The organism is Rathayibacter sp. VKM Ac-2804, assembly GCF_009866655.1.
Classification (GTDB): Bacteria; Actinomycetota; Actinomycetes; order Actinomycetales; family Microbacteriaceae; genus Rathayibacter.
Genome location: NZ_CP047420.1, coordinates 1,435,088 through 1,447,389, shown reverse-complemented (window position 1 = coordinate 1,447,389; position 12,302 = coordinate 1,435,088). Strand labels below are relative to the sequence as shown.

Genomic DNA, 12,302 nt, shown 5'->3' with positions numbered 1-12,302 from the left:
CCGGCGGCGTCCGGCGTCAGCATAGTCACCGGCTCGGGCGCGGGACCGTGAACGGCATGCGGTACCGTCGCGGGATGAGCGCAGCCGACTCCGCCCCCTCCGTCGTCACCTCGCCCGCCGTCGTCATCGGCACCCCGGGACTCGACGCGCGCGAGATCGCCGCGGTGACCGCGGTCGTGACCGCCCTCGCCGCGCAGTCGCATCCCGTCGCCGAGGTGCCGGTGATGCCCAGCGGCGGCTGGAGCGACCGCGCCGCGGCCGTCCGTGCGCCCCTGCAGCCGGCGCCCGGGGCCTGGCGCTCGTTCTCCGGCTGAGAGCGCTTCCACCCCTCCGGGCGGGCCGCACCGGGAACGATCCACCGGAACGCGGATTTTGTCCCCCGATTAGTCCCCTAAAGTGCCGACTACCTGCCACTCCCGGTCCTGGGCATGATTATCCGTGTTAGGTGTTCACTCCTCGGAGGGGGCATCGCCAATCACTCGCCGACCAGGGTAAGCAGGCGGGTGTTTTGGGGGCGAGTGAGGGTGACATTCGGGTTGTCACCCTCACTCGGGGTTTGACGGCGGGCTGGGCCCCCTCTTCGGAGGAGTGGACAGCCCGCCGCACTCTTTTAACCGGTCGATCTGCTGTGTGTGCCAGGTCCGGTGTCACCGGACGATCGGACGTGTCCGACCGGTCCGGCTCGCGGTCGCCCGCACACCACTCGGCCGGGGACGCTCAGTCCTCGAGGACGCGCTGCTCGTCGCGGCGGATCTCGACCCAGGCGTCCACCTCGTCGCCCGCGTCGTCCGAGCCGAGGGCGCCCGCGCTGCCGTCGCCGGCGGTCCGCAGCCCCACGACCGTCACCGCGGACGGCGAGTCGGGCGAGGCGGTGCGGACGACGACCCGGTCGACTCCCTCGCCGATGCCGCTGAGCGCGTGGGCGAGCTCGCCCAGGACCCGGCGGCTCTCCGCCTCCGTGGTCCGGTCGAGGCCGCCGTCGTCCAGCACCGACACGGTCACGCCGCGGCGGCGCGCCTCGAGCACGATCCGACGGACGTCGTCGTCGAGCAGCCGCCTGCCCCGGATCTCGTCGCGGACCGACGCCTCCAGCAGGGCGCACTCGCGGCGCTCCTCGTCGCTGAGGCCGACCGGGCTCGTGGCGATCCGCAGCAGCATCTCGGAGGCGATGGCACGGGTCTGCTCGAGCCGGACCTCGCGCTCCGAGAGATGCGCCTCCTCCGCCGCCCGCCAGGACGCGGCGGCCCGCTCGGCGGCCTCGAGCACGCGCGCCTCGGAGCCGGCGCGGCCGAGCTCGATGATCAGGAGCTGCGCGATGCCGACCCAGGCGATGCCGCCGACGACGCCGAGGGTGGCGAGGGCGACCGGGCCCGCCCAGACGCTGGTGTGCACGATCAGGAACGCCATCCCTGTCCACGCCGCCAGCGGACGCCGGCACGCGCAGACGATCGTCATCAGCGTGCCGACGGCCGCGATGTACCAGGTGGAGTAGCCGTTGGAGGCGCCGGGGTCCAGCGACGGCGAGACGAGCAGCGGCAGTGCCACCGCCACTCCCGCCATCGCCCAGGCGGTCACCGCGTTCATCCGCGCGGCCGTGCCCGGCAGGAGCGCGATCACGGTGGCGACGACGTAGAGGCCGACGGCGAGCAGATCGGCGGGCGTCGCGGGCGCGAGGCGGTAGGAGAAGAAGGCGAGGACGACGTGGTAGAGCGAGAATCCGCCGCCCAGGGCGTAGAGGAGCGGTCGCGGGTAGGTGATCACGAGGCGCCCCGCGGGGCCGGCCAGACGACGACGACCCGGGTGCCCTCGCCCGGGACCGTGTGGACCTGCGCCGAGCCCTGGACCTGGTGCACGCGGTCGAGGATCGAGAGCCGGATGCCGAGCCGCTCGCGCGGGACGTCGGCGAGGAGGAAGCCGCGGCCGTCGTCCTCGACGACCACCTCGACGGAGCAGGCGGAGAGGCGACCGTGGACGGACCGGCGGACGGCGTCGCTCGGCCCGGCGTGCTGGACGCTGTTGGTCAGGGCCTGCCAGACCGCGCCGAGGACCGCTTCGGCGACCGGCCGCGGCATCGTGGTGGTCCGCGGATCCGCCGCCTCGTCGACGACCACCTCGAAGTCCGCGACGAACGTCGAGGCCGCGTGCGACAGCTGGCGCTCGAGCAGCTCCAGCGGCACCTCGCCCGCGTCGAGGTCGGACTCCTCGTCCGGGAGCAGCACCGAGAGCGTCTTCCGCGCCATCGAGGACACCAGCGCGCGCTCGGCGCCGGACTCGGCCGTCGCCGCGGCCAGCAGGGTCGCCAGGACGTTGTCGTGCACGAGGGCGTCCACCTCGACGCGCTCGACCTCGCCGGCGTGCTGGCGCATCGCCCCCTCGTACTGCTCCATCGCCGTGCGCTGCGCGCGGTCCACCCGGTCCGCCGACTGCCGGAGCACGGTGATCAGCACCAGCATCACGAAGCCGACGATGCCCACGTAGACGGCGTCGAGGGCCGCGCGGGTCGGCGAGGCGCCGCCGCCCGAGGGCAGCACGCGGAGGACGCCGAACAGGAGGGTGGTGACAGCGGCGTAGGCGATGGCGAGCCGCAGCGGCGCGACGATCGTGCAGAAGGCCGTGCCGATGGTCAGCAGGTACCAGATCCACGGCGTCTCCTCGGGGGCGGCGCCGGTGCGGATCGTCAGCGGCCAGGTGAGCAGCGCGAGCAGGAGCGACGCGGCCACGACGGCCCCGCTGACCTGCGTGCCGCGGCGGAGCACCGCCGTGACCACCGAGGCCCCGAGTGCTCCGAAGACGACGGCCAGCACGGGCCACGCGACCTCGGGCCGCAGGACCGGCAGCTGGCCGAGGATCGGCGGGACGGTCTGCAGTGCGAAGCCGAAGCCGAAGAAGGAGACGACCGTGCTGATGATCCGGTCGATGCGCTCGCGGTTCGCGGGGGCGCGGGCCGGGACGATCTCAGCGGCCGGCATCGCCGTCGTCCGGATCGATGCCCGGGAGGATGCCGTCCTCGACGGCGCGCCGCAGCAGGTCGACCTTCGTCGGCGCCGGCCGCCCGATCTCGACGTACTTGTCGCGGATCCGGTCGAGGTACTCCTTGGCCGTCGAGACCGAGATCTGCAGGCGGTCGGCGACCAGCTTGAGCGGCAGACCGGAGGCGTAGAGGTGCAGGACGTCGCGCTCGCGCCGGCCGAGCACCGCCCGGGCGAAGTCGTCGTCGGCGTCGATCGCCGAGGCCCACTCCAGATTGTTCAGCACCTCGCCGCGGGCGACGGTGCGGATGGCGGCGATCACGGTCGACATCGGCGAGGACTTGGGGATGACGCCGGCCGCTCCGGCGGCGAGCGCCTCGCGCACGGCCACGACGCGGTCGGCGATGCTGTGGACCAGGACGGCGGAGCCGTGCACCTGGCCCCACTTGACGTTCGCGGTGATGCTCGAGCCGTCGTTCAGGGAGAGGTCGAGCACGAGCACCTCGATCTCGGTGCCGTCGAGGACCTGCTCGAGCGCGCGCACCGTCTCGGCCGCGGCGACCACCTGCATCCCCGCGGCCTCGATCGCGGCGGCGACGCCGAGTCGGACGGACTCGTGGTCGTCGACGATGGCGACCCGGACTTTCGGCGCGGCTGCGGACTCAGCGGTCATCGGTGGTCTCCCTCGGGCTCATGCTGGCGACGCCGCGCTCAGGTGTCTCGGCGCACGAGCCGGGCGACGGCCTCCACGTGCGAGGTGTGCGGGAAGAGGTCGAAGCCGTCGAGCCGCTCGAGCTCGTAGCCGCCCGCGGTGAGGGCGCCGACGTCGCGGGCGAGCGCGACCGGATCGCAGGCGACGTAGACCAGCTGCGCAGGTGCCAGCTCGACGAGGGCGTCGGTGACCGAGCGGCCCGCTCCCGCGCGGGGCGGGTCGAGGACGACCGTCGCGGCCCGCCAGCGCTCGCGCTCGCGGGCGTCGGCCTGGGCGAGCGCGTCGCGGAGGTAGCGGTCGACCCGGGCGGTGACCGCGCGGGCACCGACCTGGTCGGCGAGGTTCTCCAGGGCGTGCTCGGTCGCGCGGGAGTCGCTCTCGACGCTGGTGACGCGGACGCCGGCGCCGAGGTGGTCGGCCAGCGCGGCGGCGAGCAGCCCCACTCCGCCGTAGAGGTCGTGGTTCGCGGCGCGGACGTCGGCGAGCGACGGGTCGACGGCGGTCTGGACCGCGTCGAACAGCGTCGCGGCGGCTCCGCGGTGCACCTGCCAGAAGCCGGAGCGGTCGACGCGGAAGGTGCGGTCGGCGACGAACTCGGAGACGACCGTGCGGTCCCTCTTCGCGCGCTTGTCGGACGGGTCGTGCACGAGCACGGCCGCGCCGTCCGAGCCGGCGGCGTCGACGAGGTCGACGACGGAACCCGGGGCCAGCCGCTGGTCGAGCGGGGCCGCGGCCGAGGAGGCGGCGGTCGCGAGCGGCAGTCCCTCCACGTCGACGACGTGGTGACTGCGCGCGGCGTACGGCCCGACGCGGCCGGAGTCGTCCACGTGCAGGCGGTTGCGCGTGCGCCAGCCGAGGCCGCCGGACTCGTCGTCGCCCGCGACCGGCGCGACGACGACGTCGACCTCGCGGCGGGCGAAGCGGGAGAAGGAGTCGACGAGCACGTCGCGCTTGAGCTCGCGCTGGTAGGCGAGCGCGGCGTGACCGAACTCGGCGCCGCCGACGCGCTCCTCGGGCCGCCGGTCGATGCCGGCCTGCGCCCAGACGTGCTCGACGCGGTGCGGCGAGGCCTGGAGGACCTCGAGCGCCTCGCCCCGCCAGAAGCTGTCGTGGCGGACCTCGCTGATCCGCACGCGGACCCGCTCGCCGGGGAGGACGTCCGGGACGAAGACGACGCGGCCCTCGTGCCGGGCGACGAAGACGCCGCCGTGGGCCACGTTGCTAATGTCGAGCTCGATCTCGGTCCCGAGTGCTCCGCCGGACTCCGCGGCCGGGTCGGATGCGCGGGGCGGGGTCTGTGCCATCCGTCGAGCATCCCACAGCGTGGGCCCGATCGCAGGGAGCCCTCGTGCGCCTCTACCTCGCCTCCACCTCCCCCGCCCGCCTCGCGCTGCTGCGGGCCACCGGGATCGAGCCCGTCGTCGTCCCCTCCTCCGTCGACGAGCCCGCCGCCGTCGCCCGGGCCGAGCAGGAGCGCGGAGCGGCGCTGGACGCCGACGCGACCGTGGCGCTGCTCGCCCGGGCGAAGGCGACGGCCGTCCTCGGGCCGGACGTCGACGGCCTCGTCCTCGGCGGCGACTCCGCCTTCGTGCTCGACGGCGTCGTGCACGGCAAGCCGCACGAGCCCGAGCGGGCCCGCGCGCGCTGGCGGGCGCAGCGCGGCCGCACCGGGCGCCTGCACTCCGGCCACTGGCTGATCGACCACCGCGGCGGGCGGATCGTCGCCGAGACCGGGGTGGTCACCTCCGCCGCCGTCTCCTTCGCCGCCGACATCGACGACGACGAGATCGACGCCTATGTGGCCACCGGCGAGCCGCTCGAGGTGGCGGGCGCGTTCACGATCGACGGGCGGGGCGCCGGCTTCATCACGGCGATCGAGGGCGATCCGTCGACGGTGATCGGGATGTCCGTGCCGGCGCTGCGCTCGCTGGTGCGCGAGCTCGGGGTCGCCTGGCCGTCGCTCTGGAACCGCTGACGCCGTCCTCGCGCCCCGCGGTGCTGGCGGCGCGGTGACGCCGGCTTGTGCGGAACCGACGAAGCGCTCGCTCTTCTTTGTGGTGAGCCGCGCCGGGCATCCGCGGGCCGCCCTCTAGGGTTGGGGACCATGCCAGGTATCACGAAGGTGCTCATCGCCAACCGAGGCGAGATCGCCGTCCGCGTCGTCCGGGCCGCCCGTGACAGCGGCATCGCCTCCGTCGCCGTCTACGCCGACCAGGACCGCGACGCCGTGCACAGCCGCCTCGCCGACGAGGCCTACTCCCTCGGCGGGACGACCAGCGCCGAGACCTACCTCGTCATCGAGAAGCTGCTCTCGGTCGCCCGCCGCTCCGGCGCGGACGCCGTGCACCCCGGCTACGGCTTCCTCGCCGAGAACGCCGACTTCGCCCGCGCCGTCATCGACGCCGGGCTGATCTGGATCGGCCCGTCGCCCGAGGCCATCGAGCGCCTCGGCGACAAGGTCTCGGCCCGCCACGTCGCCGAGAAGGTCGGCGCTCCGCTCGCCCCCGGCACCCTCAACCCCGTCTCGGGCGCCGCCGAGGTGCTCGAGTTCGTCGACCAGCACGGACTCCCCGTCGCCATCAAGGCGGCCTTCGGCGGAGGCGGCCGCGGCCTCAAGGTCGCCCGCGAGCGCGACGAGGTCGAGGAGATGTTCGCCTCCGCCACCCGCGAGGCGATCGCCGCCTTCGGCCGCGGCGAGTGCTTCGTCGAGAAGTACCTCGACCAGCCGCGCCACGTCGAGACCCAGTGCCTCGCCGACTCGAGCGGGAACGTCGTCGTCGTCTCCACCCGCGACTGCTCGCTCCAGCGCCGCCACCAGAAGCTGGTCGAGGAGGCGCCCGCGCCCTTCCTCACCGACGAGCAGAACACCGAGCTCTACCGGGCGTCGAAGGCGATCCTCCGCGAGGTCGGCTACGTCGGCGCCGGCACCTGCGAGTTCCTGATCGGCAAGGACGGCACCGTCTCCTTCCTCGAGGTGAACACCCGCCTGCAGGTCGAGCACCCCGTCTCCGAGGAGGTCACCGGCATCGACCTCGTCCGCGAGCAGTTCCGTCTCGCCGAGGGTGGCCTGCTCGACTACGAGGACCCGCAGCCTCGCGGCCACTCCTTCGAGTTCCGCATCAACGGCGAGGACGCCGGCCGCGGCTTCCTGCCCGCCCCCGGCCCCGTGCACGTCTTCAAGGCGCCCGGCGGACCGGGCGTCCGCGTCGACTCCGGCGTCGTCGCCGGCGACGTGATCTCGGGCTCGTTCGACTCCCTGCTGGCGAAGCTGATCGTCACCGGTGCCACTCGCGCCGAGGCGCTCGAGCGCTCGCGCCGCGCCCTCGCCGAGTTCGAGGTCACCGGCCTGCCCACCGTGCTGCCGTTCCACCGCGCCATCGTCGACGACCCGGCGTTCGCGCCCGCCGGCGACGAGCCGTTCTCCATCTACACCCGCTGGATCGAGACCGAGTTCGACAACACCATCGAGGCCTGGAGCGGCGAGCCCGGCGCGATCGACGGCCCGGCCGCGCGCCAGAGCGTCGTGGTCGAGGTCGACGGCCGCCGCGTCGAGGTCACCCTGCCGGGCGACCTCGTCGGCTCCGGCCCCTCCCGCGGTCCCGCCGCCGCCGCCCCCAAGCGCCGCGGCTCCGCCTCCGTCAGCACCGTCACCGGCGACTCCGTCACCGCGCCGATGCAGGCGACGATCGTCAAGGTCGCCGTCGCCGAGGGCGACACCGTCGTCACCGGCGACCTCGTCGTCGTCCTCGAGGCCATGAAGATGGAGCAGCCCCTCACCGCCCACAAGGACGGCGTCGTCCGCTCCCTGAACGCGGAAGCCGGCACCACGGTCTCCTCGGGCCACGTGCTGCTCTCTATCGAGAGCTGAGCTTTTTTCTGAGCCGCTCCCTGCGCGGCTCAGCGCAGTCGGCCCGTTTGCGTGGTGCGTTCCATAGAGCGGGTCGCGTCGCGCTGCCTCGAAACGCTGACACGCGTTTCTCGCTCACGCGCTCTGCCTGACACTGCACCGCTCCGGGCTGCTCCGGAACATGCTGGTCGAGCAGCCGCGCAGCGGCGTACTCATGCTGGTCGAGTAGCCGCGCAGCGGCGTATCGAGACCCGCCCTCGACCAGCAGTGCGGTCGAATGCCGCTCCCACCACCACAGCTGACGCCGCGCTTCAGGCGGAGCTGGATCTCGATACGCGCGCTCCGCGCGCTACTCGATCAGCATGGACGGCCGACGCGCGGCCGCAGGAAGCCACGTCGCAGCCACCTCCTGCTGGTCGAGTAGCCGCGCAGCGGCGTATCGAGACCCACCCACCGATCTGCCCCGCCACCGCCGCACACCCTGATAGCTCCAGTCCCCTGCTCGGGCGGATCTCGATACGCGCGCTCCGCGCGCTACTCGATTAGCATGAGGCGGGCACCCGCCGGAGCCGCTCGCCCGCAAGGCAGAGCGCCGCGACCGAGAAACGCGTGCCAGCGTTTCTCGGCAGCGCGACGCAACACGCTCTGCGGTACGCACCACGTCGAGAAGCCGACCGCGCTGAGCCGCGCAGGGAGCGGCTCAGAAAGAGGCGAGCACATCGTCGGCTTTCAGCCGACGATGTGCATGGCGCGCGCCGCCTCCGAGATGGAGCCGGTGAGGCTGGGGTAGACGGTGAAGGCGCGGGCGACCTGGTCGACGGTGAGGCGGTGCTCGACGGCGAGGGCGAGCGGGAAGATCAGCTCGCTGGCCTTGGGGGCGACGATGACGCCGCCGATGACGGTGCCGGAGCCGGTGCGGGCGAAGACCTTCACGAAGCCGTCGCGGATGCCCATCATCTTGGCGCGCGGGTTGGCAGCGAGGGGGAGCTTGTAGATCTCGCCCTGCGCGAGACCCTCCTCGATCTCCTTCTGGCTCCAGCCGACGGTCGCGATCTCGGGCTGGGTGAAGATGTTGGCGGCGACGTTGCGGACCTCGGTGGGGTTCACCGCGTCGCCCATGGCGTGGAAGACGCCGGTGCGGCCCTGCATGGCGGCGACGGAGGCGAGCGGCAGGAAGGTGGTGCAGTCGCCGGCCGCGTAGATCGAGGGGACGCTGGTGCGGGCGACGCGGTTGACGCGGATGTGCCCCGACTCGGTGAGCTGCACGCCCGCCTCCTCGAGGCCGATGCCGGCCGTGTTGGGGATCGAGCCGACGGCCATCAGGCAGTGCGAGCCCTCGACGACGCGGCCGTCGGAGAGGACGGCGCGGACGCCGGTCTCGGTGCGCTCGACGCGGTCGGCGCGCGACTTCGACAGCACGACCATGCCGTTTCGCTTGAAGACGTTCTCGATCACGGCGGCGGCGTCGGCGTCCTCGCCGGGGAGGACCTGGTCGCGGGAGGAGATCAGCGTGACCTTGGCGCCGAGGGCGCGGTAGGCGGAGGCGAACTCCGCGCCGGTGACGCCGGAGCCGACCACGATCAGGTGCTCGGGCACGGTCTTGAGGTTGTAGAGCTGCGTCCAGCTCATGATCCGCTCGCCGTCGGGCGCGGCGGACGGCAGGACGCGGGGGCTGGCGCCGACGGACACGACGATGGTGTCGGCCTCGATCCGGTCGAAGTCCATGCCCTCGTCGCCCGGGGCGGTCGCGACGATCAGCGCGTTCGAGCCGTCGAGGCGTCCGTCGCCCTGCACGATGCGCACGCCGTGGTGCACGAGGTTCGCGCGCATGTCCTCCGACTGCTGGCGGGCGAGTCCGAGGAGGCGCTTGTTCACGGTGGCGAGGTTGACCGCGACCTCGGGCCGGACCGGCTTGTTGGTCTGCTCGTGGCGGGTGAAGAACTGCACGCCCAGGTCGGCGGCCTCGCCGATGGCGTTGGTGGCCTCGGCGGTCGCGATCAGCGACTTCGACGGCACGACATCGGTGATGACGGCCGAGCCGCCGACGCCGACCCGCTCGACGAGGGTGACCTCGGCGCCCAGCTGGGCTCCGGCGAGGGCGGCCTCGTAGCCGCCCGGTCCCCCTCCGAGGACGGCGATCCGCTGCGTGCGCTCGAACTCGTAAGGCATTCCTCCATTGTCCCCCTGTGCTGGGAGTTCGCCCAATCGACGGCCGTCCGGGAGGGTCGGCGGCCCTCGCCCGGCCTCGCACCGCGCGTGGATAGGGTGGGGGAATGGCTGACCAGACCCCCAATCCGCTCGACTCCGCCGACGCCGATCCGTTCGCGATCGCCGCCGAGGCCGCCGCCCAGATCGCCGAGGCGACCGGCGTCGAGAAGCACGACATCGCCCTCACCCTCGGCAGCGGCTGGGGCAAGGCCGCCGACGCGATCGGCGAGACGACGGCCACGGTCCCGGCGACCGACATCGTCGGCTTCACGAAGTCGGCCGTGCACGGCCACGGCGGGAGCCTCCGCTCGGTGCTGCTGCCGTCCGGGAAGCGCGCGCTGATCATCGGCGCCCGCACCCACTACTACGAGGGCTACGGCGTGCGCCGGGTCGCGCACAGCGTCCGGGTCGCCGCGGCGACCGGCGCCTCGGTGATGATCCTCACCAACGGCGCGGGCGGCATCAAGGAGCACTGGACCCCCGGCACTCCGGTCCTGATCAGCGACCACATCAACCTCACCGCCGACTCCCCGCTCGAGGGCGCGACGTTCGTCGACCTCACCGATCTCTACTCCGCCAGGCTGCGCGCGCTGGCCCGCGAGACCCGCGCGGACCTCGACGACGGCGTCTACGTGCAGTTCCGCGGCCCGCACTACGAGAGCCCGGCCGAGGTGCAGATGGCGCGGATCATCGGCGGCCACATCGTCGGCATGTCGACCGCCCTCGAGGCGATCGCCGCGCGCGAGGCGGGCATGGAGGTGCTCGGCATGTCGCTCATCACGAACCTGGCGGCCGGCATCCAGAAGACGCCGCTGAGCCACGAGGAGGTCCTCGAGGCGGGGCGGAACGCGGAGGACGACCTCGCCCGCCTCCTCACCGGGATCACGGGCACCCTGTGACCGCGGACGTCCGCGCGCGCGCCGAGGACTGGCTCGCCCAGGACCCCGACCCGGAGACCCGGCAGGAGCTCGTCGACCTGCTCACCGCCGACGCGGCCGGCGATCCCGCCGCCTCGGCCGAGCTGGCGGACCGATTCCGCGAGCGGCTCGCCTTCGGCACGGCGGGGCTCCGCGGGGCGATCGCGGCCGGATCGAACCGGATGAACCGCGTCCTCGTCTCGCAGGCCGCCGTCGGGCTCGCCGACCACCTGCGCGCGCAGGGCCTCGAGCGCCCGCTGATCGTCATCGGCTACGACGGACGGAAGAACTCGCGCGTCTTCGCCGAGGACTCGGCCGCGCTGATGGCCGGTGCGGGCGCCGACGCCGTGCTGCTCCCCCGGCTGCTGCCGACCCCGGTGCTCGCCTTCGCGGTCCGCCACCTCGGCGCGGCCGCCGGCGTGATGGTGACGGCGAGCCACAACCCGCCGCAGGACAACGGCTACAAGGTCTACCTCGGCGGCGACGACGACGGCTCGCAGATCGTGCCGCCGGTCGACTCCGCGATCGCCGAGCGGATCCTCGCGGTCGCCGAGGAGCGCCGCGTCACCGAGCTGCCCCGCGGCGAGTACCGCGTCGCCGACGAGTCGGTCGTCGACGCCTACATCGCCGCGACGGCCGCCGTCGGCCGGCAGTCGGAGCCGCTGCGCGTCGTCTACACGGCGATGCACGGCGTGGGCTGGGAGACGGCGCACCGGGTCCTCTCGGCCGCCGACTTCGACGAGCCGGCCGTGGTCGTCGAGCAGATCGATCCCGATCCCGCGTTCCCGACGGTGGCCTTCCCGAACCCGGAGGAGGCCGGCGCCCTCGATCTCGCCTTCGCGACGGCCCGCTCGGGTCGCGCCCAGCTGATCGTCGCCAACGACCCCGACGCCGACCGATTCGCCGCCGCGATCCCGGACGCGTCTCTCGAGGAGGGCTTCCGCCGCCTCTCCGGCAACGAGGTGGGCGCGCTGCTCGGCTGGCGCGCCGCCGAGCGCGCCCGCACCGCGGGACGGACGGGCGGCGCGCTGGCCTGCTCGATCGTCTCCTCCCCCGCCCTGGGCGCGGTCGCCCGCGACTACGGGCTGGACTTCGCCGAGACGCTGACCGGCTTCAAGTGGATCTCCCGCGTCCCGGACCTCGTCTTCGGCTACGAGGAGGCGCTCGGCTACCTCGTGAACCCGGAGACGGTCCGCGACAAGGACGGGATCTCGGCGGCGCTCGCCTTCCTCGACCTGGCCTCGTCGCTCGCCGGCGACGGCCGCACGATCGCCGACCAGCTCGACGCCTTCGCCGAGCGCTTCGGCCTCTTCGGCTCCGAGCAGATCTCGCTCCGGGTGACCGACCTCTCGGAGATCGGCCGGATCATGGCGGGGCTGCGCAGCGCCCCGCCCGCCACGATCGGCGGTCTCGCCGTGGAGCGCACGGAGGACCTGCTCGCGGCGGACGGGGCGCTCCCGCCGACGGACGCGCTGCGGTTCACCCTCGACGGTGCCCGGCTGATCGCCCGGCCGAGCGGCACCGAGCCGAAGGTGAAGCTCTACCTCGACGCGTGGTCGCACGAGGCGGACGCCGACGCCCGGCGGTCGGCGGTGGCCGCCCGCCTCGACGCGCTGCGGACGGGAGCCGCCGAGCTGCTGCGCTGACCG

General features: G+C 73.6%; 10 protein-coding genes. 5 read left to right on the top strand and 5 right to left on the bottom strand.

Annotation, left to right across the window (positions count from 1 at the left end):
- Positions 1 to 74: 74 nt before the first annotated feature.
- Complete coding sequence (locus GTU73_RS06815; RefSeq protein WP_160088063.1) at positions 75 to 314, top strand: acyl-CoA carboxylase subunit epsilon; 240 nt, start codon at positions 75 to 77, stop codon at positions 312 to 314.
- A gap of 403 nt (positions 315 to 717) precedes the next feature.
- On the opposite strand, the gene GTU73_RS06810 is transcribed toward GTU73_RS06815, so the two are convergent.
- From GTU73_RS06810 to GTU73_RS06795, 4 genes are read right to left on the bottom strand one after another with little or no spacing between them, the layout of a single operon-like run.
- On the bottom strand, positions 718 to 1,761 hold the full coding sequence (locus GTU73_RS06810) for a hypothetical protein (protein WP_160088061.1): 1,044 nt from the start codon (positions 1,759 to 1,761) through the stop codon (positions 718 to 720).
- Positions 1,758 to 2,969 (bottom strand): ATP-binding protein, encoded by a 1,212-nt coding sequence (locus tag GTU73_RS06805; RefSeq protein WP_160088059.1) that lies wholly within the window; start codon positions 2,967 to 2,969, stop codon positions 1,758 to 1,760. The genes GTU73_RS06810 and GTU73_RS06805 overlap by 4 nt, the downstream gene beginning before the upstream one ends.
- Positions 2,956 to 3,642, bottom strand: a complete 687-nt coding sequence (locus GTU73_RS06800) for a response regulator transcription factor (protein WP_160088057.1) — start codon at positions 3,640 to 3,642, stop codon at positions 2,956 to 2,958. The genes GTU73_RS06805 and GTU73_RS06800 overlap by 14 nt, the downstream gene beginning before the upstream one ends.
- Before the next feature lie 38 nt (positions 3,643 to 3,680).
- On the bottom strand, positions 3,681 to 4,985 hold the full coding sequence (locus GTU73_RS06795; protein WP_160088055.1) for a TRAM domain-containing protein: 1,305 nt from the start codon (positions 4,983 to 4,985) through the stop codon (positions 3,681 to 3,683).
- A gap of 44 nt (positions 4,986 to 5,029) precedes the next feature.
- On the opposite strand from GTU73_RS06795, the gene GTU73_RS06790 reads away from it, so the two are divergent.
- Together GTU73_RS06790 and GTU73_RS06785 are read left to right on the top strand one after the other, a co-directional pair.
- Entirely contained in the window at positions 5,030 to 5,656 is a 627-nt protein-coding gene (locus GTU73_RS06790; RefSeq protein WP_244231795.1) for a Maf family nucleotide pyrophosphatase, read from the top strand.
- 129 nt (positions 5,657 to 5,785) lie between these two features.
- Positions 5,786 to 7,549, top strand: coding sequence for a biotin carboxylase N-terminal domain-containing protein (locus GTU73_RS06785; protein ID WP_160088051.1), 1,764 nt, complete (start codon positions 5,786 to 5,788; stop codon positions 7,547 to 7,549).
- 708 nt (positions 7,550 to 8,257) lie between these two features.
- On the opposite strand, the gene GTU73_RS06780 is transcribed toward GTU73_RS06785, so the two are convergent.
- The gene (locus tag GTU73_RS06780; RefSeq protein WP_160088049.1) at positions 8,258 to 9,697 is read right to left on the bottom strand and encodes an NAD(P)H-quinone dehydrogenase; all 1,440 of its coding nucleotides are present in this window, start codon (positions 9,695 to 9,697) and stop codon (positions 8,258 to 8,260) included.
- Positions 9,698 to 9,801: 104 nt separating this feature from the next.
- Here GTU73_RS06780 and GTU73_RS06775 point away from each other — a divergent pair, with 104 nt between their 5' ends.
- The gene (locus tag GTU73_RS06775) at positions 9,802 to 10,635 is read left to right on the top strand and encodes a purine-nucleoside phosphorylase (RefSeq protein WP_160088047.1); all 834 of its coding nucleotides are present in this window, start codon (positions 9,802 to 9,804) and stop codon (positions 10,633 to 10,635) included.
- Complete coding sequence (locus GTU73_RS06770; RefSeq protein WP_160088045.1) at positions 10,632 to 12,299, top strand: phospho-sugar mutase; 1,668 nt, start codon at positions 10,632 to 10,634, stop codon at positions 12,297 to 12,299. The genes GTU73_RS06775 and GTU73_RS06770 overlap by 4 nt, the downstream gene beginning before the upstream one ends.
- The last annotated feature ends 3 nt before the right edge of the window (positions 12,300 to 12,302 follow it).